19 protein-coding genes are annotated in these 24,450 nt (G+C 63.5%); 3 read left to right on the plus strand and 16 right to left on the minus strand.

Annotated elements, in window-relative coordinates; genetic code table 11:
- Nucleotides 1-220: 220 nt before the first annotated feature.
- From AQ611_RS23445 to AQ611_RS23465, 5 genes are all read right to left on the minus strand, one after another.
- Nucleotides 221-877, minus strand: a complete 657-nt coding sequence (locus tag AQ611_RS23445; RefSeq protein WP_059520707.1) for a methionine ABC transporter permease — start codon at nucleotides 875-877, stop codon at nucleotides 221-223.
- Nucleotides 870-2,048 (minus strand): methionine ABC transporter ATP-binding protein, encoded by a 1,179-nt coding sequence (locus tag AQ611_RS23450; RefSeq protein WP_069236244.1) that lies wholly within the window; start codon nucleotides 2,046-2,048, stop codon nucleotides 870-872. Before AQ611_RS23450 ends, AQ611_RS23445 begins: the two co-directional genes overlap by 8 nt.
- A 20-nt stretch (nucleotides 2,049-2,068) precedes the next feature.
- Complete coding sequence (locus tag AQ611_RS23455) at nucleotides 2,069-3,463, minus strand: LLM class flavin-dependent oxidoreductase (protein WP_069236485.1); 1,395 nt, start codon at nucleotides 3,461-3,463, stop codon at nucleotides 2,069-2,071.
- A gap of 14 nt (nucleotides 3,464-3,477) precedes the next feature.
- Entirely contained in the window at nucleotides 3,478-4,308 is an 831-nt protein-coding gene (locus AQ611_RS23460; RefSeq protein ID WP_059520705.1) for a MetQ/NlpA family ABC transporter substrate-binding protein, read from the minus strand.
- Between the two features lie 178 nt (nucleotides 4,309-4,486).
- Nucleotides 4,487-4,975, minus strand: a complete 489-nt coding sequence (locus tag AQ611_RS23465; RefSeq protein ID WP_069236486.1) for a GNAT family N-acetyltransferase — start codon at nucleotides 4,973-4,975, stop codon at nucleotides 4,487-4,489.
- A gap of 160 nt (nucleotides 4,976-5,135) precedes the next feature.
- On the opposite strand from AQ611_RS23465, the gene AQ611_RS23470 reads away from it, so the two are divergent.
- Complete coding sequence (locus AQ611_RS23470) at nucleotides 5,136-5,798, plus strand: GntR family transcriptional regulator (protein ID WP_059520737.1); 663 nt, start codon at nucleotides 5,136-5,138, stop codon at nucleotides 5,796-5,798.
- Nucleotides 5,799-5,820: 22 nt separating this feature from the next.
- Nucleotides 5,821-7,017, plus strand: a complete 1,197-nt coding sequence (locus tag AQ611_RS23475) for a dicarboxylate/amino acid:cation symporter (protein ID WP_069236245.1) — start codon at nucleotides 5,821-5,823, stop codon at nucleotides 7,015-7,017.
- A 597-nt stretch (nucleotides 7,018-7,614) separates the two neighbouring features.
- On the opposite strand, the gene AQ611_RS23480 is transcribed toward AQ611_RS23475, so the two are convergent.
- Genes AQ611_RS23480 through AQ611_RS23495 form a run of 4 tightly spaced genes read right to left on the minus strand, consistent with a single transcriptional unit; the run spans nucleotide 7,615 to nucleotide 14,538 of the window.
- Nucleotides 7,615-9,156, minus strand: a complete 1,542-nt coding sequence (locus AQ611_RS23480; protein ID WP_069236487.1) for an efflux transporter outer membrane subunit — start codon at nucleotides 9,154-9,156, stop codon at nucleotides 7,615-7,617.
- A gap of 13 nt (nucleotides 9,157-9,169) precedes the next feature.
- On the minus strand, nucleotides 9,170-12,355 hold the full coding sequence (locus AQ611_RS23485) for an efflux RND transporter permease subunit (RefSeq protein ID WP_069236246.1): 3,186 nt from the start codon (nucleotides 12,353-12,355) through the stop codon (nucleotides 9,170-9,172).
- A gap of 33 nt (nucleotides 12,356-12,388) precedes the next feature.
- A complete protein-coding gene (locus tag AQ611_RS23490) occupies nucleotides 12,389-13,624 on the minus strand; it encodes an efflux RND transporter periplasmic adaptor subunit (RefSeq protein WP_069236488.1) in 1,236 nt (411 codons plus the stop codon).
- Nucleotides 13,625-13,683: 59 nt separating this feature from the next.
- The gene (locus AQ611_RS23495; RefSeq protein ID WP_069236489.1) at nucleotides 13,684-14,538 is read right to left on the minus strand and encodes an alpha/beta hydrolase; all 855 of its coding nucleotides are present in this window, start codon (nucleotides 14,536-14,538) and stop codon (nucleotides 13,684-13,686) included.
- 181 nt (nucleotides 14,539-14,719) lie between these two features.
- Here AQ611_RS23495 and AQ611_RS23500 point away from each other — a divergent pair, with 181 nt between their 5' ends.
- On the plus strand, nucleotides 14,720-15,724 hold the full coding sequence (locus AQ611_RS23500) for a LysR family transcriptional regulator (RefSeq protein ID WP_059512826.1): 1,005 nt from the start codon (nucleotides 14,720-14,722) through the stop codon (nucleotides 15,722-15,724).
- Nucleotides 15,725-15,940: 216 nt separating this feature from the next.
- Here AQ611_RS23500 and AQ611_RS23505 read toward each other — a convergent pair whose 3' ends face one another.
- The 7 genes from AQ611_RS23505 to AQ611_RS23535 form a co-directional block, all read right to left on the minus strand.
- Nucleotides 15,941-17,329, minus strand: a complete 1,389-nt coding sequence (locus tag AQ611_RS23505; RefSeq protein WP_083237565.1) for a serine hydrolase domain-containing protein — start codon at nucleotides 17,327-17,329, stop codon at nucleotides 15,941-15,943.
- A 106-nt stretch (nucleotides 17,330-17,435) separates the two neighbouring features.
- Nucleotides 17,436-17,870, minus strand: coding sequence for a BON domain-containing protein (locus AQ611_RS23510; RefSeq protein ID WP_180978115.1), 435 nt, complete (start codon nucleotides 17,868-17,870; stop codon nucleotides 17,436-17,438).
- Between the two features lie 53 nt (nucleotides 17,871-17,923).
- Nucleotides 17,924-18,982: a porin gene (locus AQ611_RS23515; protein ID WP_069236249.1), complete on the minus strand. Its 1,059-nt coding sequence runs from the start codon at nucleotides 18,980-18,982 to the stop codon at nucleotides 17,924-17,926.
- A 108-nt stretch (nucleotides 18,983-19,090) separates the two neighbouring features.
- Nucleotides 19,091-20,392, minus strand: coding sequence for an MFS transporter (locus AQ611_RS23520; RefSeq protein ID WP_069236250.1), 1,302 nt, complete (start codon nucleotides 20,390-20,392; stop codon nucleotides 19,091-19,093).
- A gap of 59 nt (nucleotides 20,393-20,451) precedes the next feature.
- Nucleotides 20,452-21,588 carry a CaiB/BaiF CoA transferase family protein gene (locus AQ611_RS23525; protein WP_069236490.1) on the minus strand — a complete coding sequence of 379 codons (1,137 nt, stop codon included), beginning with the start codon at nucleotides 21,586-21,588 and terminating at the stop codon, nucleotides 20,452-20,454.
- Nucleotides 21,589-21,646: 58 nt separating this feature from the next.
- Nucleotides 21,647-22,822 carry an acyl-CoA dehydrogenase family protein gene (locus tag AQ611_RS23530; protein WP_069236251.1) on the minus strand — a complete coding sequence of 392 codons (1,176 nt, stop codon included), beginning with the start codon at nucleotides 22,820-22,822 and terminating at the stop codon, nucleotides 21,647-21,649.
- 12 nt (nucleotides 22,823-22,834) lie between these two features.
- Nucleotides 22,835-24,388 (minus strand): acyl-CoA synthetase, encoded by a 1,554-nt coding sequence (locus AQ611_RS23535; RefSeq protein ID WP_069236252.1) that lies wholly within the window; start codon nucleotides 24,386-24,388, stop codon nucleotides 22,835-22,837.
- Nucleotides 24,389-24,450: the final 62 nt, after the last annotated feature.

Here is a 24,450-nt window from a genome sequence, read left to right on the forward strand (position 1 = left end):
CTACCTGCTGCGCCGTGCGACGCACGATATGTGCACGGCCGTATCCGGATACATCCGGCAGGCTGCGGCTGACGCGAACCCGCGGCCAATCTCGCGGGTCCGATGCAATCCACCCTTCCCGATGGTGAGCTTTTTCGGGATCTCTCCGATGTCGCCCAACCTGGCCTTACGCATCCTCGCAAACGCCGGCGGCATGCAACATCTCCACTTGGTCTCGCATTCACCTGCGCGTGGTCAGCCGCCGCACGATCCGGTCGCCCGTGAATTGCACTGCGGTGACGAGCGCGATCAAGATGACGATGACCGTTGTCATCACGGTCGTATCGAAACGCTGATAGCCATAGCGGATCGCCAGATCGCCAAGCCCGCCCGCGCCGACCGCGCCCGCCATCGCCGTCGAGCCGATCAACGCGACGACCGTGATCGTGAAGCCGCCGATGATCCCCGGCAGCGCTTCCGGCAGCAATACGTGCCAAACGATATGGCGCCGCTCGGCGCCCATCGCCTGCGCGGCCTCGACCAGCCCCTTATCGACTTCGCGCAGGCTCACTTCGGCAATCCGCGCGAAAAACGGAATCGCCGCGATCGACAGTGGGACGATCGCCGCCCAAACGCCGATCGTCGTGCCGATCACCCAACGCGTAAAAGGCAGCAGCGCCACGAGCAAAATGATGAACGGAGTTGAACGAAACGCGTTGACGAGCGAACCGAGCGCTGCGTTCAACGCACGCCGCTCATAGATGCCGCCCGGCGCGCTCGTGACCAGCACGAGCGCGAGCGGCACGCCAATCAGCGCGGCGACAAATGCCGACGCTCCGACCATCCAGAGCGTGTCGCGAATCGCATCTCCAAGTTCAGGAAACCAAAGTTCAGACATAGCCCAGCACCTCCACGCGGCTCGCGTGCCGCCGTGCTCCGGCCAGCGCGGCCGCGATCCGCTCCGGCCCCACCGCACCATCCGCGGCCAGCGATGCGGCGATCACGAGCCGTCCTTGCGCGCGCCCCTGAATCCGATCGAGCCCGCCATGCACGAAACGCACGGCCTGTTGCGCGCCGGCGGCCAGCGCGCTCGTCAGCGCCCCGAGATCCGGCTCGCCGCCGTCCGCGCCCGTGTAACGGACGTCGAGCAGAAGCTGCGCGCCCTGCGGCAGCGCCGCGCCAAGCGCGAGAGGACGCACGCGCGCGGCAAGATCGGCCGGCAGATCGTGTACGACCGTGCGCAGCAGCGCGCGCGTCGCGCCATGTTGAGGATCACCGAACACCCGCCATACCGGCCCCGTCTCGACCAGTTCGCCGTGCTCGATCACCGCGACCGTATCGCATATCGCGCGAATCACTTCCATCTCGTGCGTGATCAATACGATCGTAAGTCCGAGCCGGCGATTGATGCTTGCCAACAGCGCGAGAATCGACTGCGTGGTCTCGGGATCGAGCGCGGACGTCGCCTCATCGCACAACAGCAGATCCGGATCGTGCACGAGCGCGCGAGCGATCCCCACGCGCTGCTTCTGGCCGCCCGACAGGCTTGCCGGATAAGCGTCGCGCTTCGCCGCGAGGCCGACCAGGTCGAGCAGCTCGTCGACCTTGCGCGCCCGCTGCGCCCTCGGCACGCCTGCGATCTTCAATGGCAATCCGATGTTCTCGGCAACTGTTTTCGCAGACAACAAGTTGAAGTGCTGAAACACCATGCCGATCCGGCGCCGCAACGCGACGAGCCCGCGCTCATCGAGCGCCCCGACATCGACGCCACTCACATGCACCGCACCCGACGACGGCCGCTCGAGGCCGTTGATGAGGCGCAGCAGCGTCGATTTACCCGCGCCGCTTCGGCCGATCACCCCGAACACGCTGCCTCGCGCGACCTCGAGCGTGACGTCGCGCAGCGCCGCCGCCGGCCCTTGCGCGCCCTGGAATACTTTGCTCGCGTGTTCGAACGACACGGCCGCCCCCGGCAGCAACGTGCCCGCGCCCACTGCGGCAGGCGCCGCATCGTATCGCGCGGCCGCCGAACGTTCGATGAAGCCTAGCGAATCGATCAGTTGTGGCATCGGCTCACCTCCTGGATGCATTACGCTCTTTCGGCCGCATATGCGCGGCCGGGCCGATGCCGCGCGCCCGCATGCCAGTCCGGCAGCCGCGCGCCCGAGCCGAACAGCTTGCCGCGCAGCGTCGGCGCGCAAGCGTCGTAGTCCTCTTTATACAGTCCGCGATTCTGCAGTTCCGGCACAACCCAATTGACGAAATCCTCGAACGATTCGGGCATCACCGTGCGCGTCAGATTGAAGCCGTCGATACCCGTCTCGTCGATCCACGCGGCCAGCTCGTCCGCAACCTGCGACGGCGAGCCGACGACCGGGTGATAGCGTCCGCCGATCGACATTTGATCGAGCATGCGCCGCACGGTCCACGCCCCGGTGGCGCTCTTCTTCGAGATCGCGTCGAGCGCCGATTGAATCGAATCGGTCTTCATATGTGCGATCGGCTCATCGAGGCCGTAGCGCGCAAAATCGATGCCGGTCGAACTGGCGAAATGCGCGAGCCCCGCTTCCGGATTCGCATAGCGCCGATATTCATCGAATTTCTCGCGGGCGAGCCGCTCGTTCTCGGCCGTGACGACGGAAATCCCCGCGAAGATCTTGATCGATGCCGGGTCCCGGCCGATCCGCTCGGCTGCCGTGCGAATGTCCGCCACGGCCGAGCGCGCGGTTGCCTTGCTCTGCCCGTTCACGAATACGCATTCGGCATGCTTCGCGGCAAATTCGACGCCGCGCGCCGACGCGCCCGCCTGATACAGCACTGGCGTCCGCTGCATCGACGGCTCGCTCAGATGAATCGCATCGATCGAATAGTACGGTCCGTCGTGGCGCACACGCCGCACCTTGTTCGGCTGCGCGAACACACGCGAGCGCGCGTCGCGGATCACCGCATCGTCGTCCCAGCTCTGCTCCCATAGCTTATAGACGACATCCATGTAATCGTCGGCACGCGCATAACGATCGTCGTGCTCGATCTGCTTCGCGAGCCCCATCCCGCGCGCCGCGCTGTCAAGATAGCCGGTGACGATATTCCAGCCGACGCGCCCCTTCGTCAGATGATCGAGCGTCGACATCCGCCGCGCGAACAGGTATGGCGGCTCATAAGTGAGATTCGCGGTCACGCCGAAGCCGAGATGCTGCGTGACCTGCGCCATCGCCGGCACGAGCAGCATCGGATCGTTGACAGGCACCTGGATCGATTCGCGCAACGAAATACCGGGGCTGCCTCCGTACACGTCGTACACGCCGACGATATCCGCAAGAAAAATCCCGTCGAACTTGCCGCGCTCGAGCGTGCGCGCGAGGTCGGCCCAGTAATCGAGATCGGTATAGTGCGCGGAGCGGTCGCGGGGATGCGTCCACAGGCCATGATTGATATGGCCGACGCAATTCATGTTGAACGCGTTCAGCAGAATTTTCTTCGTCATTGCACGCTCCCGCGTCACCACGCAACGGCGTATAGCGTGCCGAATGCATTGTCGAGTGCCTTGCGGACTGCTTGCGAATGCTGATAGATGGAGATGAACTTGCGGATGCGCGGATCGTTGACGCTCTGCGCCCGAACCACCCATTGGAGCGCGAACAGTTTGTTCTCCAGGCCGTCGAACAACAGTGCGCTGTTCGGATCGGCGGTGCCCGCGAGTTTGATGAAGCTCGGATAGCCTTGCGCGAGATCGACGTCGTCGAGCGAGCGCGCAAGCTGCGACGCCTCGAGTTGAACAATTTTCAGATGTTTCGGATTAGAAACGATATCGCGCGTCGTTGCACGATAATCAACGCCCGGCGTCAGCTTGATAAGGCCCGCGCGTTGCAGCAGCAACAGACCGCGGCCGCCGTTGACGGGATCGTTCGCAATCGCAACCGTCGCACCATCCTTTAGCTGGTCGAAGCTTTTGACTTTCTTCGAATAGAGGCCGATTTTCATGATCGTGCCCGGCGCGATCGCGACGAAGTCGTAGCCGCCTTGCTTCTTCGCGTTCTCGAGAAATGGGATGTGCTGGAAGTAATTGACGTCGATGTCCCCGTTCGCGAGCGCGGCGTTCGGTGTGTTCCAATCGGTGAATTCGATGATTTTCACGTCGAGCCCCTGCGCTTTCGCCTCCCGCGCGGCAATCTTCAACGCTTCGATCTGCGGACTCGTCGCGGTGCCGACTTTCAGCGTCGCGGTCTCACCGTGTGCAAGTGGTGCGGCGAACACGACGGTCGCGAACATAGCCGCGAAAACACGCGAAGCGCGCCGGGCAGCGCGCGCAAATGACAGGCAAAACAGCATGGTATGGAGTGCTCTCTTTCGGGATTCGCAAACGAACGGTGCCGGGGAACGCGCGCCAGTGCGGCGGCTTCATGCGGAGATGAACTGCGGTCGATAATAGAACCGCATGCGGGGACGGTCTACGAAGCGATTTCGCAAAGTAAATCGCGGCAGACGATATAGAAGACGGAAAAAGAGTCTACCGGGCCGCGTCGAGGCGCCCGGCTTGGGGCAACAGCAGACGCATTTCGTAAAACGCCATGTCCGGCCGCGCCGCGATCATCAACGATTGTTCCGATGCAACAAAACCGAGCGACTCATAAAACCCGCGTGCCGATTCACGGGCGGTACACCAAACGACCTTGCCGCCATTCCGGCGGGCATGATCGATGCACGCGTTCATCAAGCGTTTGCCGAAACCGTGCCCCTGCCAAGCGGACTCGACTGCAACGCCTCGCAGCCGCCATGCACGGTCTGAACCAATGTCGTGGAAAGCTTCGCGGCAGATCGTCGAAACCGCGACGATCTCACCGGACACGCTGATTGCAAGATGCAACGTCGCGTTGTCGCTATCGGCGGCAAAGCGGCTCGCGTTCTCGTCCCCATCCAAAAGAACCTTGGCCCTGAGCGGCCATACCGATTCGGCGGATACCGCGGCGAGAGAATGGCGAGATAGGTCAGAGGACATCAGCGACATCTAGAAAATAGAACGCGCTCATTTTAATTCGGTAAAACGATTTGTCCGCAAAAAAATAGTTGTTGTTCACTTCTGAGGATACAGCTAATCTAACTCCATGCAGCTCGCGTTTTGAATCCAACCATATAAACTGCGATCACAGATAATGATGATGGAGAAAATCTCTTCTGATACGGGCAGCGCCTACGACGCAATCCGGTCGAGAATATTCGACGGCCGACTCTCGCCGGGGCAGAAAATCTCCCACCGCGGTCTCGCGCACGAACTTGGCGTCGGCCAAATGCCGGTACGCAGTGCGTTGCAATTGCTCGCGTCGGAGGGGCTCGTCAATATCATCGACAAGAGCGGCACGTACATCAACGAACCAACGCGCGACGATCTTCGCGAAATTTACGAATTCCGTCTCGCGCTCGAAAGCACGGCCACGTATCTCGCCGCACAGAACGGGCCGACCGAGCGAATGACGCGCGCATCCGAGCAGATGCGGCGCTTCATCGACGAAAACAATGCCGATATCATGACCGAGCAGAAAGTCGGCTGGGTCTTTCACGACGAGATTTTCAAGGCCGCACGCAACGACCGGCTGTGGTCGACTTACCGCCTGCTGCGCGCGCAAACCCATGCGCTCAACGAACTGCCGCGCGACGATTCGACAACCGTGCGGCGCGGCACGCGCGAGCATCTGGAGATCTACATCGCCATCCATGCACGCGATGCCGAAGCCGCTCGTCGCCTGATGTGGCAACACGTGATCGACGGCACGCCAGATAGAATCCGACTGATACGCGCTCAAAACGACCATAATGCCCAGTAAAATCGTTCCGCTGCCGCTGCAAATGATCCTGGGCCTCGTGCTCGGCGCCGTTTTCGGCCTGCTCGCACCGGCCGCCAGCAAGGATCTTTCGTTTCTCTCGACGCTGTTCGGCCATGCAATCAAGATGGTCGTGCTGCCGTTGATCCTGCTGTCGGTGACGCTCGGCGCGTTTCGCGCGGGTACACAGCGCGGCCGGCTCGGCCGGACCACCGCGCTCAGCCTCGTGTTCTTCATCGCGATGACGGCACTCGCCGCCGCGCTGGGCGTCGCGCTCAACGCGGCGTTCAGGCCCGGCCTGGGCGCAAGCCTCGCGCAAACGGCATCGATGCCGGCAAACCTCGCCTCCGGCATCGACTGGATGAAGTTCCTGACCGATCTGATCCCGCAAAATATCGTCGGCGCGCTCGCGGCCGGCAACTCGCTGCCGGTGCTCGTGTTCGGCGTGTTGCTCGGCTCCGCGCTCGCGGCCGTCGAAGATCGCGCGGGGCCGTTCGTCGCCGTCTGCGAATCGATGCTCGCCGCGTTCTTCAAGCTGACGGAATGGGTCGTATCGCTGTCGCCGATCGCCATCTTCGCCGCGATCGCCGGGCTTCTCGCATCGAAAGGGCTCTCGGCGATGGCGCCGCTCGCGAAGCTGCTCGGCATTGCGTATTTGGGAATGGCGTTGCTCGCGATCGGGCTTACGGCCGTCATCAAACTCGGCGGACGGTCGCCGCGCGCCGTGATCCGTCAGGTCAGCGAACCATTGATTCTGGCGTTTACGACGCGCTCGTCCGAAATCACGTTTCCGGTACATCTGAAAAAGCTGACGGAAATGGGCGTGCCGCCGGCGGTCGCATCGACCGTATTGCCGCTGTCCTATATTTTCAACCGGGACGGCGCGGTGCTCTATACCGTGCTCGCGGTCTGCTACCTCGCGGACGCGTATCACCTCGCCTGGAGCTGGCCGCTGATGATCACGATCGCAGTCCTGACGATCATCACGATCGACGGTGCGGCGAACGTCCCGTCGGGCGCGATCGTCGCGATCACGGCTATCCTGGCGGCAATCGGGCTGCCGGCCGACGCGGTGTTGCTGATTCTCGGCGTCGACGCGTTCTTCGATATGGGCAGAACGGCGCTGAACGTCTATGCGAGCACGGCCGCCACGACGCTTGCGAGCCGCGTATCCGGCGAAACGTCCATACTTTCCGATACGGCACGCACATCGCGCGCATGAACTAAGCTGTACAAAACGGTACGTACTGCAGCAAGATACCGTATGCGGATCAAAACCGGCTTCGACAAGATGCAGCGTGCTGCCGGATGCATAAAATGCTTGAAATGAGCCGTGCCCGGCGCAAGCGTACCGGGCATGGCTCAAGCGGTGAAATTCTTGCGAGCGTTGCCATCATTGCTTGATAGATGCATGTGTCGCGCAGGTTCAACTGCTGCGGCAATCGTACATTCGAGCATCGCTCGCGCGGTTGCAATCCCGTCTGCGAAGTTTTTTGGCCCTCGGATGCAGACGGTTAAGCAGTCTCCGTGCCCCACGCGGGGACTGCTTTTTTTATTCGATCGTCTCTACCCGAGCCAGGCTGAATCGGCCTCGGCTCCGCCGGTAGCGGCGATCAGGCTCTCCGCTCGGCGGTTTGGTCTCCGACGAAATCGCCGCGTCCTCTGCCACACCGTCACGATCACCAATTCGAGGATCGCGGTTTTCGGCCACGTTTGCCGCGCTTTTATCTTTGCTTCGGACGCGCGATGACGAAACACGTCATCGCGCGCCGCGCCCGGCGCATTCGATATCGGCCGGACGCTCACCGTCGTTGCGGATTCAACGCGCCGCCACCTGCGGCTGCTTCACGCCGTCGGCGCCGATCTTGGCCGGTTCGCCCCACCCGCCGCCCAACGCACGAATCAGATTGACCGTCGAGACGGCCTGCGCGCCCGTCAACTGATTGGCCTGCAACTGCGACTCCAGCACCGAGCGCTCGCTGTCGATCACCTCCAGATAGCTCACCTGCCCTTCCTCGTACTGCGTGCGCGACAGCTTCGCCGCCCGCCGCGACGCATTCACCGCGTCGCTCTGCGCGCGAATTTGCTCATCCAGCAACCGCAGATCCGACAGATTGTCCTCCACCTCCCGGAACGCCACCAGCACCTGCTGCCGGTACGCCGCCACCTGCTCGTCGTACCGCGCACGCGCCTGCTGCACCCCCGCGCTGCGACGGCCTCCGTCGAAGACCGGCAGCGTCAGCACCGTCCCCGCAAACGGCCCCAGCAGGAACGTCCGGCTCGACCACATGAACAAATTCCCCAGCGTCGCCGCCTCATAGCCGAACGCGCCCGTGATATCCAGCTTCGGGAAGTACGCCGACTTCGCCAGCCCCACCCGCGCATTGGCCGCCGCCATCGCACGCTCGGCCGCCGCAATGTCCGGACGCCGCTCCAGCAGCGCCGACGGCAACCCCGCCGGAACCCGCACCGTCACCGGCACCAGCGGCGTCTGCACGAACGCGAAATCCGCCGGCGCCTTGCCCAGCAGAATCGCCAGCGCGTGCTCCGACGCCGCCCGCCGCCGCGCCACCCCCACCGCGTCGGCCTGCGCCGTCGACAGCTCGTTCTTCGCCCGCGATACGTCCAGCTCGCTGATATCGCCCTCCGTGAAGCGCCGCTGCGCCAGCTTCAGCGCCTCCTCCCGCAGCTCCACCGTGCGCCGGTACAGATCCTGGTCCGCATCCAGCCGCCGCAGCTCGAAGTAGTTCTGCGCCACGTCCGCCTGCAGCGCAAGCTGCACCGAGCGGAACAGCGCCTCGCTTTGCGCCGCATCCGCCCGCGACGCCTCCACGTCGCGGCTCACCCGCCCGAACAGATCCGCCTCGTATGACACCGTGCCCTGTGCCCGCCACAGCGTCGTCGTCAGCGGGCCCGTCCCCGACGGCTGAAACTGCGACGCCGACGACAGCCCCTCGCGCACCGGCCCAAAGCCCACCCCCACCTGCGGGAACCATTGCGAGCGCGCCGCGCGCGTGGCCGCGCGCGCCTGTTCCACCCGCGCCGCCGCCGCCTTCAGGTTCTGGTTCGCCGCCAGCGCCTGCGTCTCCAGCGCGTTGAGCACCGGGTCCCCAAACACCGTCCACCACTCGCCCCGATGCGCCCCGTCGGCCGGCTCCGCCTCCTTCCACGTGCCCGCCTGCTCGCCCGGCTCGAGCGCCGGCGCTTCCTTGAACGCCGCCGGCGTTTGCACCTCCGGCCGCTGGTAATCCGGCCCCACCGCGCAGCCCGCCAGCAGCCCCGCCAGCAGCCCGCTCGCCGCCGCCAGCTTCGCCATGCCCGCCACGCGGGTCTGCCCAGTCTTGTCCTTGTTGCCTTGCATCATCTTCTTGTCCTCAAGCATCCGGGGCCGGCACGCCGTAGCCCGCCGCATCCTTGCCCGCCACGTGGATCTTGCCCCCCGCCAGCGTGCGCAGCACCACGTAGAACACCGGCGTCAGCATCAGCCCGAAGCCCGTCACGCCCAGCATCCCGAAGAACACCGCCACCCCCATCGCGTGCCGCATCTCCGCGCCCGCCCCCGTCGACAGCACCAGCGGCACCACCCCCATGATGAACGCGATCGACGTCATCAGAATCGGCCGCAGGCGCAGCCGGCTCGCCTCGATCGCCGCCTCCAGCGGCGTCTTGCCGTCATGCTCCAGCTCGCGCGCGAACTCCACGATCAGAATCGCGTTCTTCGCCGACAGCCCCACCAGCACCATCAGCCCGATCTGCGTGAAAATGTTGTTGTCCCCCTGCGTCAGCCACACCCCCGTCAGGGCCGACAAGATGCTCATCGGCACGATCAGGATCACCGCCAGCGGCAGCGTCAGGCTCTCGTACAGCGCCGCCAGCACCAGGAACACCAGCAGCACGCTGATCGGAAACACCCAGAACGCCGAGTCGCCCGCCAGAATCTGCTGATACGTCAGATCCGTCCACTCGAACTTCACCCCGCGCGGCAGCGTCTCGGCCGCGATCCGCTCCACCGCCGCCTGCGCCTGCCCCGACGAGAAGCCCGGCGCCGGCCCGCCGTTGATGTCCGCCGCCGTGTAGCCGTTGTAGCGCACCACCATCTCCGGGCCGAACGTCGGCGACACCGTCACCAGCGACGACAACGGCACCATCTCCCCCGCCGCGTTGCGCGTCTTCAATTGCAGGATGTCGTCCGGGCGTTGGCGGAACGGCGCGTCCGCCTGCACCCGCACCTGGTACACCCGGCCGAACCGGTTGAAATCGTTCACGTACAGCGAGCCCAGATACACCTGCATCGTGTCGAACACGTCCGTCACGTTCACGCCGAGCTGCTTCGCCTTGACACGGTCCAGATCCACGTTCAGTTGCGGAACGTTGATCTGATAGCTCGTAAACAACGGCCCGAGTTCAGGCGCTTGCTGCGCGCGCTTGATGAAATCGTTGGTCGCATCCGCGAGCTTCGCGTAACCGACCGAGCCGCGATCCTCGATCTGCATCTTGAAGCCGCCGAGCGTGCCGAGACCGAGCACCGGCGGCGGCGGGAACACCGCAACGAACGAATCCTTGATGTTCGCGTATTGCTGATTCAGCGCCCCCGCGATCGCGCCGGCCGACAGCGCGCTACCATGCCGCTCGTCGAACGGCTTGAGCGTGACGAACACGATGCCCGCGCTCGAGCTGTTCGTGAAGCCGTTTACCGACAGCCCCGGGAACGAAACCGCGCTCTCGACGCCAGGCTGCTTCAGCGCAATCTCGCCCATCTGGCGAATCACCTTCTCGGTGCGATCGAGCGATGCGCCATTGGGCAGCTGCGCGAACGCGATCAGGTATTCCTTGTCCTGCGCGGGTACGAAGCCGCCCGGCACGATCCGCGACACCATCACGGTAGCGCCGACCAGCACGAGATACACGCCGAGCATCACCGCCTTTCTCGACAGCACGCCGCGCACGCCGCGCCCATAGTTCTGCGCGCCGCGATGGAACACCTTGTTGAAGCCCCGGAAGAAACCGCCGAGCACGCGGTTCATCGCGCGCGTGAGCCAGTCCTCCTTGTCGCCGTGCCCTTTCAGCAGAATCGCCGACAGCGCGGGCGACAGCGTCAGCGAGTTGAACGCCGAGATCACCGTGGAGATCGCGATCGTCATCGCGAACTGTTTGTAGAACTGACCTGTCAGGCCCGACATGAACGCGAGCGGCACGAACACCGCCACGAGCGTCAACGCGATCGCGATGATCGGTCCGCTCACTTCGCGCATTGCGCGATACGTCGCCTCGCGCGCGGACAGTCCGCTCTCGATGTTCCGCTCGACGTTCTCGACGACCACGATCGCATCGTCGACGACGATCCCGATCGCCAGCACCATCCCGAACAACGACAGCGCATTGACCGAGTAACCGAACAACAGCAGCAGCGAGAACGTGCCGACGATCGACACCGGCACGGCGATCAGCGGAATGATCGACGCACGCCACGTCTGCAGGAACACGATCACGACGATCACGACGAGCGCGATCGCTTCGAGCAGCGTATGGACAACCGCCTTGATCGACGAACGCACGAACTGTGTCGGATCGTAGACGATCCGGTAGTCGACGCCTGCCGGAAAATCCTGCTTCAGCTCGGCCATCGTCTTGCGCACTTCGTCGGAGATCTGCAACGAGTTCGCACCCGGCGACTGATTGATCGCGATCGCGACGGCCGGCTTGTTGTCCAGCAGCGAACGCAGCCCGTACTCGGACGCATCGAGATCGATCCGCCCGATATCGCGCAAATGCGTGACGGCGCCATCCGGCGCGGTCTTCACGACGATGTCGCCGAACTCCTCTTCGGTCTGCAACCGCCCGCGCGCGTTCACCGACAATTGCAGCGGCGTGCCCGGCAGCGTCGGCGATGCGCCGATCACGCCCGCCGCGACCTGCACGTTCTGATCGCGAATCGCCTTCACGACGTCGTCGGCCGTCAAATTGCGCTGCGCGACCTTTTGCGGATCGAGCCATACGCGCATCGCGTAATCGCCCGCGCCCCACAACTGCACCTGGCCGACGCCCCGGATCCGCGACAGCCGGTCCTTCACGTTGATCAACGCGTAATTGCGCAGATACGTCATGTCGTAGCGGTTGTCCGGCGAGATCAAATGCACGACCATCGTCAGCGTCGGAGAACTCTTGATCGTCGTGATCCCAAGCCGCTGCACGTCTTCCGGCAAGCGCGGCAACGCCTGATTCACGCGGTTCTGCACGAGCTGCGTCGCCTTGTCCGGATCGGTGCCGAGCTTGAACGTGACGGTAATCGTCATGTTGCCGTCGCTGTTTGCCTGCGACTGCATATACAGCATGTCCTCGACGCCGTTGATCTGCTCCTCGATCGGCGATGCAACCGTCTCGGCGATCACCTTCGGGTTCGCGCCCGGATACTGCGCGTGGACGACCACCGACGGCGGCACGACTTCCGGATACTCGGAAATCGGCAGCATGAACATCGCGATCAACCCGGCAAGCAGAATGATGACCGACAGCACCCCGGCAAAAATCGGCCGGTCAATAAAGAATTTTGAGATATTCATGGGAAGCTCTATCTGATTGAGCGCGCCTGCGCGTTATGCGCGCGCGTTGCTCTGAGCGTTCTGCGCACGTTGCTGCGCGGCACCCGACGCAGGAGCCGCCGCAGCCGCAGCCGCATCATCGCCGCCCGTCATCGGCACGAGATGCACCTTCACCCGCTCGCCGGGCCGCACGCGCTGCGTGCCGTTCACGACGATCCGGTCCCCCGCCGACAATCCCCCAACGATCACCCGCTGATTGCCGTGCTGCGCGCCCAACTGCACCTCGCGATACGACACCCGCCCCTGTTGATCCACCACGAACACGAACTTCTTGTCCTGGTCCGTGTTGATCGCCGCATCATCGATCAGCAGCGCCGCATGCGGCGCGCTGCCGCCCACCTTCACCCGCGCGTACAAACCCGGCACCAGCACCCCGTCCGCATTGTCGAAGCGCGCGCGCACCCGGATCGTCCCCGACGACGCATCCAGACGGTTGTCCACCGAGTCGATCACGCCCTGCCGCGAATAGCCGCTCTCGTTCGCCAGCCCCAGCTCCACCGGCACCTTGCGCCCATCCTTCGCACTGCCGATATATTGCAGATACGTCTGCTCGTCCGCGTCGAACGACGCGTAGATCGGCGACACCGACACCAGCGTCGTCAGCGGCGCGGCCGACGCCCCCGCCGACACCACGTTGCCCACCGTGATCTCCGCACGCGACACCCGCCCCGACACCGGCGCGACGATCCGCGTGTAGCCCAGATTGATCTGCGCCGCCTCCAGCGCCGCCTGCGCCGCCTTCAGGTTCGCGATCGCCTCGCGCGCGCCGTTCTGCTTCTCGTCGTAATCGCGCTTGGCGATCGCGTTGTCGGTGATCAGCCTCTGCGCGCGCTGCCAATCGCTTTGCGCGTAGCCGTTGCGCGCCTGCGCCGCCGCCAGCTGCGCCGCCGCCCGGTCGACCTCCGCCTGATACGGCCTCGGATCGATCACGAACAGCACGTCGCCCTTCTTCACCAGCGCGCCGTCCTTGAAATTCACCGACACGATCGTGCCCGACACCTGCGGCCGGATCTCCACCTTCTCCACCGCCTCCAGACGCCCCGAATAGCTCTGCCAATCCGTTACCGTCTTCGACAGCACCCCAGCCACGTCCACTTCCGTCAGCGGCGCCTGCGCTTTGTCGGCACTGCTTGCGTTCACGCGCATCGCGCCGAACGCACCAAGCCCGGCCGCGACGACGACAAGTACCGCAGCGGCGATCCGCGAATGACGAGTACGCAAAATAGCCATGAAAAAATCTCCAAATTGTTCGGTTGGTTGCTCGAATTCGAATGAAACGGCGGCAAACATCAGCCCGGCACGCCTGCGCCGAAACGGCACTGAAGGAACCGTGCCGCCTCCTGCAACGCAGGCGCGTGATCGGCAAGCGCCGCATGCGACACGTCGCGATAGCGGATTACCTGCGTCAGTACACCGGCCTCGATCAGACAACTCGCGTACTTCTCCGCCTCGCCGTGCAATACGTCGTTCTGCGCGGTTGCAACGAGCGTGGGCGGCAGCCCGGCAAGGCGCGCCGACTCGAGCGGCGCCGCATACGGATGCATCCGCTGCGCGGGCTGCGGCAAATACGCGCGATAGCACGCCGCACATTCACGCTCAGTAATGTCAGACGATAAGCGCGCTGCATCGGCGAGCCGCGTCATGCTCGGGTCCAGCATCGGCCCGAACAGCGCCTGCGCGGCGATGCGAATTTCGCCGCGGTCGCGCGCAATGAATGACAGACAGTTCGCCAAATGGCCGCCCGCGTCGTGCCCGGCGACGGCGATCTTGCGCGGATTGCCGCCAAATGCGCGGGCACGGGCGTCGGCCCAGCGTGCCGCGCAGTACGCATCCTCCGGCGCGGCCGGAAACGGATGGCGCGGCGCGAGCGAATAATCGACCGATACGACGAGCGCCGGCACCTGCTCGGCGAGATAGCGCGCGGCACGGTCGGCGTCGTCGAGCGAGCCCCGCACGAAACCGCCGCCATGAAAATAAAGCACTACTGGCATTGAGGATTTATCGGGACGCCGATATAAACGCAAGCTGATGTCCTGCGCATAGCCTGCGATCACAACCTCCGATACCGCAAGCGCCGGGCGCGCGAGCGTCTTGTCAGCGCTCGCGCGGGCGGTGCTCAGGCGGCGAAAGTCGAATGCGTCCATAGTGAGCGTGCGCGGCATCGCGCATCCATTTCAAGATGGATCGAATTCTCGGTCCGGCAAACATCCGGATAAATGCCTATAATCCGGCAACACAATTCACTTCCCTTGAACAATTGTTGGCTGCGTCACTCGCATGGTGTCGCGGCCTTTGGTCGTTAGGGGGTCAATCGCGGAGGTAGTGATGGATCGGCTGCAAGCCATGCAGGTATTTACGCGCGTCGTCGATACAAACAGCTTCACCAAGGCAGCCGAGACGCTTGGGCTGCCGCGCGCGTCGGTGACGACGATCATCCAGAATCTGGAATCCTTCCTCGGCGTGCGGCTGATGCACCGCACGACGCGCCGCTTGTCGCTCACGCCCGACGGCGCCGCCTATTACGAGCGCTGCGTGCGCATTCTCGCGGATGTCGAGGAGACCGAAGCAAGTTTTCAGGTCAACAACCGCAAGCCGCACGGCAAGCTGCGAGTCGATATGCCCGGCTCGATCGGACGCCTGATCGTGATCCCCGCGCTGTGCGAATTCCACACGCGCTACCCGGATATCGACCTGCAACTGGGGCTTACCGACAGGCCCGTCGATCTTCTGCAGGAGGGAGTCGATTGCGTGATCCGCGTCGGCGCGTTGCAGGATTCGTCGCTCGTCGCGCGGCGCGTCGGGCTGTTCGAGGGAACGACGGTCGCGTCGCCCGAGTATCTCGAGAAGTACGGCGAGCCGCGCACCATCGACGAACTTGCCGGACACAAAGCCGTCAACTATTTTTCGAGCCGCACCGGACGCAACATCGATTGGGCGTTCCTGATCGACGGCAAGGAAGTCGAGGTGAAGATGAACGGGCTCGTGTCGGTCAACGACGCGGACGCTTACGTGACCTGTGGCGTCGAAGGCTTCGGGCTGATTCAGCCGCCGCTCTTCATGGTGCTGCCGCAACTGCGCGACGGCACGCTGAAGGAAGTGCTGACCGGCTACCGGCCGCTGCCGATGCCGATCTCGGTCGTTTATCCTCACAGCCGTCATCTGTCGCCGAAGGTGCGCGTATTCGTCGACTGGGTCGCCGAGATCTTCGATCGCTGCCCGCTGTTGAGCGGACGCAAGGGGCTCGATGCGGCTTGCAGCAAACGCACGTTCGAGGAAGCCGAGCGCGCGCCGTCGCTCGATACGCCGGTGCTGAACGAGTGGGTGGCGTGAGTCTCGCGAGCATGATTCGCATTGCTCGAGCACGCTGACAGATGGGCATGCGTTCGGGCAGTGCGGCCCGTTACGCTCGGGAAGCCGCTTGCCATGACGGCGGCGCGGCTTCCGGCGTATGACGCGCTCGAAACAACCGGAACGCATCCCGCGACGCTTGTACCTACACGGCACATCCGCCGCGTCCCATCCTCTCCATGCATCCATCCGACACGTTCAACGCGCCAACGCAGCGGCGATCGCGCGCGCCGCAGTCTGAAGCGCATCGGCACGCTCCAGCAACGGACGCGCAGTTGACTGAGCACCCGCACTTTGCGCGCGCGGCGCGAAATCCGGCGACGATGAGAACTTCACAATCGATAGCGCCGCTTTCGGATCGATCAGGATCGCTTGCCCAAAACGGCCGCTCGCGACAAACGAACCGTCGCCGTCGTTCGTCTGATACCAGTAATCGTGGTATGAATAGCCTGCGCGACCAGCGGCGAAATTGCCCTGCGCAAACAACGCCGCGTTGTCAGCCGGTTTCAGCGCGACGTGAATCGCCGCTCGCATCGGCTCCACGGCATCATTCGTCGAACCTGTGTTCGTCTTTGCTTCGACATCCGAACCGATCTGCGGTTTCGCACCCACGCCCGAGCGCACGAATTCGGCAAAGCGGGCCGCATCGCGCAGCGTGGTATGCAAACCACCGCTCGCCATCTCGATGCCGACGCGATCAACAACGACATACGCATCGTCGCCGGCAATCCGGCGCCACACATCGTCCGCAACCAACTCGCTCCACGAGCGGCCCGCGATCCGGCACAACGCCCATGCAACCGCCTCCGGCGAGCCGTTCTGATAGAACCACACCTGGCCCGCCGTCATGCCCGGTGTCGCACGCGTCACTTTCAAGAAATCGTAGATCGTATTCGGCGCGCCGTCACGACGCGGCGCGATGCCCACCGCACCGAACAGCCCAAGATCGGGCGGCAATCCGGGCGGATAGGTGACAGGCACTTCCATATCGAGATTCTGCTGAATCGTCGCCGCGCCGAGTGGCGTATCCGCAAGCTCAGGCACATAGCGTGCGAGCGGAGCCTGCGGATCGAGCCGGCCCTCGGCAATCAACCGCGCGGCGACGAGCCCCGTCATGGACTTTGCCATCGACGCCCATGCATGAACATCGCTCGACCTGAACGAATCGAAGTAGCGCTCGTAGACGATCTTGCCTCGGCTCACCACGATGAAGCCATCGGTATAGGTGTCGCGCAGATAATCGGCGAGTGTCAGCGTCCTGCCGCCGATGGCGAAACGAACGTTGTCGAGCGCTGCCGCATTACCGGACGGCAATGGCCACGGTTCGCTCGAATGGCCGACGTTCGCGGTCGGCGCGATGAGCCGCGTGTTGCGCAACGACCAGCGCAGATTCGGGAACCGGAACGCATTCTCCTTCGTCACGAGCTTGTCCTGCGGAGGCGGAAAGCCTTGCATGATGCCGAGCTTGACAGGGTCGGCGCTGGCGGCCGCCTCATCCGGCTCAGCGGCTTGGCACCATAAAGCCGCCGTCAGCAGGCAAACGGCGGCTGTGTATCGTATCGCGCGGCTTTTCGATGAAGCGTGCATGTTGAGCATGTGGACTCCGTAACAGGTAATGAAAGATAGTGAAATACGGCCACGCCGTGAATCGACCGATTCCCGCCATCAGTCGATCGCTGCAACGACATGACGATTACAATCCCGGCTCACCGACACGAATCGCATTCCGCACGCGCTTAACGCCATCAACGCGCTGCGCGGCCTGGACCGCCAATTCAACTTGGTTCGCATCGGTGAGCGTGCCGAGCAACGTGACGTCGCCGTCGTGCGTGCGCACGATCAGACGCGTTGAATTGAGACCGCGGGTATGCGCAAGCGCCGCACTGACATGGCGTCTCAAGCGCCGGTCCTCAGCTTTGCGCTGCTTGCGCATCGCGGCGTCGGCTGTGGGCATCGATGTCGATGCGGGCCGGCCCTCAAATGTCGATGTCTGAGCAGAACCGGATGCCGCCGCTGTGCCCCACGCCTCCTCCACCACACCACCCGCTCCCGTTTGCGCGAACCCCGGCACCGGCTGCGCGCATGTCGCCGCGGCCAAAATAACGAAGAAACAAGAAATCGCCTTCATCACATACATGTCCTGAAAAGGAGAACGAAAGACCGTCGGTATCAAGACCGACTTCAGAAATGTGTCATCAAGCCGAGCGACACGCCTGTCATGCCGCCCGCGCCTGGCCTCAGTCCGAGCGCCGCCAAGTTCGCCGGGTCGCGCTTGTAGGCGCCTGTGAAGCCGTTGCGATCGATCTCCGCATAGAGTTCGGTGCGTTTCGACAGGAAATACTCGATGACCGCATACGACGACAGCTTGTGCCCGCCTGCACCGCGCATGTTGCCGAGATTGCTCGCGATATCGTCATAAACGGCCGCGGTGAGCTGCCATGACGGCACAGGCTGGTAGACGATGCCCGCCGATGGAATCTTGTCACGCCGGTTCGGCCGGCCCGCCTTCGCGGCCGAAACGTCGAGCGTCGCGTAGCTTAGGTAGAGGCGCGCGGCTCCGAGCTGCACGGTGCCGCCCGTTTGCAGCGTCTGCGCGAATTGCGAGCCGTCGGGGCTATAGGTTTTCGAATACGACACGCCGCCGAGCACGGATTGATACTGATACATCACAGCCGCCGAGAAGTTCGTACCCGCATGCGAGTTACCGGCGACGCCGCCGGGCGAATAGCTTAGGCCATAGCGCAAGCCACCGATTTCGCCGAGATATTTGATCGTATTGTTGAAGCGCGAATCGAGCGTGAAGTAATTACCGCCCCACAGAACGCCAGGCTCGATCGCAAGCGATTGACCGCGCCCGCCCGACGGATCGATGACGATGCCGAAGTCTTCGGCTGCATTGAACTGCCGACCAAACGTCACGCGTCCGAAGCCACCGGACAAGCCGACATACGCTGCTTGTGAGAACAGCATACCGTTCGTCTTCAACGTACCGGTCCCGCTATTGAACGCGCCGTCGAGCATGAATATCGCCTTCGTGCCACCGCCCAGGTCTTCCTTGCCGCGTATTCCGAATTCGTTGCCGGCGATCAGGTTATTGTTGAAACCGACGACACCGCCGCCCTGCACGCCATTGACCCAACGCACTCCGCCACCGATTCGCCCGAACAGCGTCACGCTCGACTGCGCATGAACCAGCCCGGGTAACGCGCCCGCCAGCGCGAGCCAAATCATTTTTCTCATTTGTCTCCTCCAATCCTGCTCACATCGCTTTCAAGCGTCTCTTATTATTCATTCGCATTACGAATCATTACCCTCAAATCACCACTCTTTTCATCGTTCCAGCCACCATCAAACCCGCGTCATCTCACCAGCCGATGCTCCACCGCGCGCGAGACGTCGTCGCGAATGCGACGGATCGAGACATATCGCACCAAGCACGCCGCATCCGATCAGCACGGCACCGCAGACGAGACACGCGGCTTCGAAGCCCTGCGCGATCGATCCGCCCTTCGCTTCGATCAGCACGCCGACGATCACGGGCGCGCCGAGTCCCGCGAGTGACGCAAACCCGTTACTAAGCGCAAGAACCCCGCCGCGCTGCGCGTCGGGCGTCACTTCACCGAGCATCGCGGGGCCGATTGAATACATGACGAGCGTCAGACCGCTGCCGAACGTGAGCAGCACGATCTTACCGATGGGGGGCAGACCGGGTAAGGCAAGCAAGGCGAGCAACGCGCCCGCGAGCGCGAGTGCCGCCGATACGAACAATCCGCGCCCCACCCTCGACTCCACGCCGCGCACGAGCAGCCATTGCGAACACCATGCGAGCGCAAGGCTCAACGGCGACGTCACCGCGACAAACAGCGCAAACAAGCGGCCCGCCGAATGCGCACCGAAACCCAAGCCGAGCTGCAAATAAGTTGGCAGCCAGGTCAACGTCATCGCAAGAATCCAATTCGCTGCGAAATGGCCGAAAAAATTGCCCAGCACCGTACGATCGGTAAGCAGCAGTGCGTAGGGCACGCGATCGGCGGCTGCGGGGCCCGCAAGCGATGCGGCGCGCTCCAGTGTTCCTTCCTCGCCATACGCGAGCCAGACGACGCACCAGAGCAAGCCGAGCGCGGCGAGCAATGCGAAATTCGCACGCCACCCCCAATGCGACGAGACAACAGGAATCGTCAGCCCGGCGATCAGCAGACCGAGCGCGCTGCCCTGATGCAACACGGCGACAGGCAAATTGCGCTTCGCATCGGGAAACCACTTGTACAGCGCGTGAACGGCAACGGGCGACGCCGGGCCCTCGCCAATGCCGAGCAGTACCCGGCACACGACAATCACCCACACTGACCCCACGACGAGCATCGGTAACTGCAACACGGACCATGCCATCCCCATGCCGAGCAGCAGCCATTTCGTCGGCCACCGGTTCGCCGCGATTCCGCCGATCACGGCCGACACCGAAAACAGCCAGTTGAGACTGCCGGCGATCAGCCCGAACTGCGTCGGCAACAAATGCAGTTCCCGCATCATCGGTACTGATACAAGGCCGAGCACGACCTTATCGAGAAAATTCACAAGCATCATCAACGCAAGCATGATCGCGATCGACCATGCCCGTGCCGGACGATAGTGCGCGTTATCCGTTGTCATCCGTGTCTCCGTATTTGTTGTTCGGTCGCAGACCCCGGCGGCCCTGTTGCCTCAGCCCATCAGGCCGCGCCGTTCCGTGCCGATACGTCAAGCCACATCTCGTTCAACTCCGGCACGCGATCATCGCCGTCGGGCAATCCAAGCGAGAATTTCACGGGAAAGCGCAACGCGATCGCATCGCCGTCGTCGAGCTTGCGCACCATCCCGCGTGCCCGAACGTGCGGATCGTCGAACAATTCGTCGGCGTCGAGCACGGGCGAAATCGGCAAATCGACGCTGGCAAGCGCGCCTATCCATTCGGCAAGCGTGCGCGTCGCAAAAACGGTCTTCAATGCCGCATGCACTTCGTTCTTGTGCCGCAGCCTGCCGATACGTGTCTCGAACCGCACGTCCGTCAACGCGGGAAACTCGCCGCCGAGCGTGTCGCGCAGCACGATCCAGAATTTGTTCTCAAGAATGCCGAGCGCGAGATGTCGGCCGTCCGCAGTCTCGAACAGATCGTTGTCAGGCATCACGAGCGATGAAGGCGGCGGCGCATCCGCGCCGCGCTTGCGGGCGGCCCAAGCGGCAGGCGCAACCCAAGCCATCGTCGTATCATGAATCGATACGTCGAGATGCTGCCCGCGCCCGTTCTGCCGCGCGCTCATCACGGCGACAGCCAGCGCGAGCGCCGCGTGACTCGCCGCCGCATAGTCAGCAAGCCGCACGCGGGGCCGCGCAACCTTGTCTTCGATCTGTGCGGGCGCCGACCAATAACCGGCTTGCGCAAGATAATTGAGGTCGTGGCCCGGACGGTTCGCGTAAGGCCCCGTCTGCCCAAACCCCGAAATCGAGCACATCACGATGCGCGGATTTTCCTGTGCCAACGCGGCATAATCCAGACCGAGCTTCGCCATCACCCCGGGACGAAACCCTTCGACAAGCGCATCCGCATCGCGTACGAGCTTCATGAGCGCCGCTTTTCCTTCAGGCGTCTTGATATCCAGTACAACTGAGCGCTTGCCGCGATTGAATTGCGCGAACACCGCATCGCCGAGTAGCCGCGACGCATCGCCCGAGCCAGGCGGCTCGACTTTCACGACGTTCGCGCCAAGCTGCGCGAGCAGCGCGGTCGCGTGCGGCCCCGGCAAGAGTTGGCTAAGGTCGACGATCGTGACGCCGGTCAGACACGACCATTCCGGTTTGTTTTGCTTCATGCTGATGACTCCGATGCGCACGTCGTGCGCCAATGATCCACTCTGGGGACGCTCACCCCTACTGACCCGCCGGATCGAGAATCGCACGCGCAATCGTGTTGCGCTGAATCTCGCTGGTGCCGGTGACGATCCGGAACATCCGCAGCGTGCGGAACGCGCGCTCGACCGGATGGCCGCGCGTCACGCCGACATTGCCGTGGATCTGCACCGCCTTGTCCGCGACCTCGAAGCAACGCTCTGACACGAACAGCTTGCACGCGGCCGCCTTCATCTTCAGATCGGCACCTGCGTCGGCGAGCGCCGCCGTCTGCGCGATCATGCTTTCGCACGCCCACAACGCCGACGCCATATCGGCCAACATGTGCTGGATCGCCTGAAAGCGCGCAATCGGGCCACCGAACTGCTGCCGCGTGCGCGCATAGTCGAGTGCCGCACGATAGGTGAATGTGGCAAGGCCGAGCATCGTCGGACAATGCAGCAGGCGATTGACATTGATCCGCGACATCCCGAGCTTGAAGCCGTTGCCGATGCCGCCGAAAAGGTTCGCACGCGGCACGCGCACGCGCTCGAAACGGATGTCCGCGTCGATGTGCTGGCCCGACATCGGCACGTATTCGTGCGAAACCGTCACGCCGGGCAGATCCAGATCGATGAGCACCGCGCTGATCTGCGGCGGCGTCTGGTTTGCGTCGGTCACACACATCACGATCGCGAAATCCGCGAACGGCGCACCGCTGATGTAATGCTTCGCGCCGTCGATCACCAACTCGTCGCCATCGACGGCGGCGGTCGTCTTGATGCTTAGCGCATCGGAACCGGAGTGTGGCTCGGTCAATGCGAAACAGGTCGATTTCTCGCCGCGAATCACCGGCATGAAATAACGCTCAAGCTGATCCGGCGTCGCGTACTTCAGCATGTTGCCGACACGCGGAGGCCCGCCGAGATCGCCGAGTACGTGCGGCGCGAGCACAGTGCCGCTCGCGGCAAGATCGGCCTTCAACGCACATTGTTCAAGGATCGACAAACCTTTGCCGCCAAGCGCGGCGGGCAGGCAAGCGGAATAGAAACCCAGCTCGGCGGAACGCCGCCATACGCGCCGCAGCGTCTCGTTCGGCCACGGCGTTTCGGCATCGAGCCCAAGCTCGCGCTCAAGCGGAATCAATTCATTCGAAACGTAACGACGAATGCCATCGCGAACCGCGACGAATTCGGGATGCGTCAGATCATCGAACATCAGGCTTCCTCATCAATTGACGCGGCGCGCAACGCCTTGCCAGAAGTGCTCCCGCACCAGCTTGCGTGCGACTTTGCCGCTCGGATTCTTCGGCAGGTCCGCGACGAAATTCACCGAGCGCGGCAGCTTGTAATCGGCAAGGCTCGCTCGGCAATGGGCGATCAATGCATCGGCGTCCACGGTCGAACCCGACTTCAGCACGACCACCGCCTTCACCGACTCGCCCCACTTGTCGTCCGGCACGCCGATAACGCACGCTTCGAGCACCGCCGAATGCCGGTACAGCGTCGCCTCGACCTCGGTCGGATAGACATTGAAGCCGCCCGAGATAATCATGTCTTTCTTGCGGTCGACGAGGTACAGAAAACCCTCCTCGTCGACGCGCGCGAGATCGCCGGTATGCAGCCAGCCGTCGACGAGCACCTCGCGCGTCAGCTCCGGCTCGCCCCAGTAACCGCGGAACACGTCGTCGCCGCGAATCACGATCTCCCCGATCGCATCGCCTTCGACTTCGCGGCCATGCGCGTCGACGACGCGCACCTCGCTCTCACCATGCGGCCGGCCGCACGACGCGAGCCGTTCAGGGCGATGCAGGATCGCGTGCGCGTGATCGGCAATGCTCAGGCGCGTAACGCCCGACGTCGATTCGCTCGCGCCATAGCCTTGCGACAAAATCGGGCCGATCCGTGCCCAGGCTTCCTCGATTCGCGCCGGCGCCATCGGCGCCGCGCCGTAAGCGAGCGTCACCAGACTGCGCAGGTCCGCGCGTGCGAGGCTCGGCTCGTTGAGCAGCATGTTGATCATCGCAGGTACCATGAACGTGTGCGTGATCCGCAGCCGCTCGATTTCGGCCAGAAAATGTTCGGGCTCAAACGTATCGAACAACACGAGCGTCGCGCCGCAGTACAGATAAGGCTGCATCAGCATCCCCGACGCATGCGTGACGGGGCCGATCAGCGCGACGCGATCACCCGGCCGCGCGGGACGATCCATGCCGAGCAGCAGCTTGCGCAGCGACGCAAGTCGGTTGCCGTGGCTTTGCATCGCCGCCTTGATCTTGCCCGTCGAGCCCGACGAGAAATGCAGCACCGCGAGATCGTCCGGCCCACAAACGACGTTCGGCACCTGCGCGCTTGCCTGTTCGATCAGCGTTTCGTAGTCGAGATAACCGATCGTCGGCTCGCCAATCGCGATGAAGCGCTCGACCGACGCACAGCCGCTCGTATCCGGCGCATAGCGCGTATAGCCTGGGCCCGCGATCAGCGCGACAGGCGTGCAGCTCGCGATGACGTCCGACGCCTCCGCCATCGTGAAGCGCGGGTTCAACGCGGCCTTCACCAGACCCGCCTTGTACAGCGCGCACTCGATCTCGACGAGTTCCGTGCAGTTGCGCGCCTGAACCACGATCGCGTCGCCCTTCTTGAAACCCAGTCCGAGCAGCGCATTCGCGAGCCGCGTCGATCGTTCGTCTAACTGACGATAGCTGAGCGTGCGATCACGATGAACGACGGCCGGCAAGTCGCCCCAATAGCGCGCGGCCCGTCGCAGAAAATAGGGAAAGCTCAATCGATTCTCCGTGGTTCGATCCGTTGCGCCAGTCTGTATGATGGAGATCATCACTACAATGC

Origin of the sequence: Burkholderia singularis (assembly GCF_001718875.1) — a bacterium.
Taxonomy (GTDB): domain Bacteria; phylum Pseudomonadota; class Gammaproteobacteria; order Burkholderiales; family Burkholderiaceae; genus Burkholderia; species Burkholderia singularis.

Coding starts and splice junctions, on each gene's coding strand:
- AQ611_RS23445 (WP_059520707.1), bottom strand. CDS start 877: ATGTCTGAACTTTGGTTTCCTGAACTTGGAGATGCGATTCGCGACACG.
- AQ611_RS23450 (WP_069236244.1), bottom strand. CDS start 2,048: ATGCCACAACTGATCGATTCGCTAGGCTTCATCGAACGTTCGGCGGCC.
- AQ611_RS23455 (WP_069236485.1), bottom strand. CDS start 3,463: ATGACGAAGAAAATTCTGCTGAACGCGTTCAACATGAATTGCGTCGGC.
- AQ611_RS23460 (WP_059520705.1), bottom strand. CDS start 4,308: ATGCTGTTTTGCCTGTCATTTGCGCGCGCTGCCCGGCGCGCTTCGCGT.
- AQ611_RS23465 (WP_069236486.1), bottom strand. CDS start 4,975: ATGTCCTCTGACCTATCTCGCCATTCTCTCGCCGCGGTATCCGCCGAA.
- AQ611_RS23470 (WP_059520737.1), top strand. CDS start 5,136: ATGGAGAAAATCTCTTCTGATACGGGCAGCGCCTACGACGCAATCCGG.
- AQ611_RS23475 (WP_069236245.1), top strand. CDS start 5,821: ATGATCCTGGGCCTCGTGCTCGGCGCCGTTTTCGGCCTGCTCGCACCG.
- AQ611_RS23480 (WP_069236487.1), bottom strand. CDS start 9,156: ATGCAAGGCAACAAGGACAAGACTGGGCAGACCCGCGTGGCGGGCATG.
- AQ611_RS23485 (WP_069236246.1), bottom strand. CDS start 12,355: ATGAATATCTCAAAATTCTTTATTGACCGGCCGATTTTTGCCGGGGTG.
- AQ611_RS23490 (WP_069236488.1), bottom strand. CDS start 13,624: ATGGCTATTTTGCGTACTCGTCATTCGCGGATCGCCGCTGCGGTACTT.
- AQ611_RS23495 (WP_069236489.1), bottom strand. CDS start 14,538: ATGGACGCATTCGACTTTCGCCGCCTGAGCACCGCCCGCGCGAGCGCT.
- AQ611_RS23500 (WP_059512826.1), top strand. CDS start 14,720: ATGGATCGGCTGCAAGCCATGCAGGTATTTACGCGCGTCGTCGATACA.
- AQ611_RS23505 (WP_083237565.1), bottom strand. CDS start 17,329: ATGCACGCTTCATCGAAAAGCCGCGCGATACGATACACAGCCGCCGTT.
- AQ611_RS23510 (WP_180978115.1), bottom strand. CDS start 17,870: ATGAAGGCGATTTCTTGTTTCTTCGTTATTTTGGCCGCGGCGACATGC.
- AQ611_RS23515 (WP_069236249.1), bottom strand. CDS start 18,982: ATGAGAAAAATGATTTGGCTCGCGCTGGCGGGCGCGTTACCCGGGCTG.
- AQ611_RS23520 (WP_069236250.1), bottom strand. CDS start 20,392: ATGACAACGGATAACGCGCACTATCGTCCGGCACGGGCATGGTCGATC.
- AQ611_RS23525 (WP_069236490.1), bottom strand. CDS start 21,588: ATGAAGCAAAACAAACCGGAATGGTCGTGTCTGACCGGCGTCACGATC.
- AQ611_RS23530 (WP_069236251.1), bottom strand. CDS start 22,822: ATGTTCGATGATCTGACGCATCCCGAATTCGTCGCGGTTCGCGATGGC.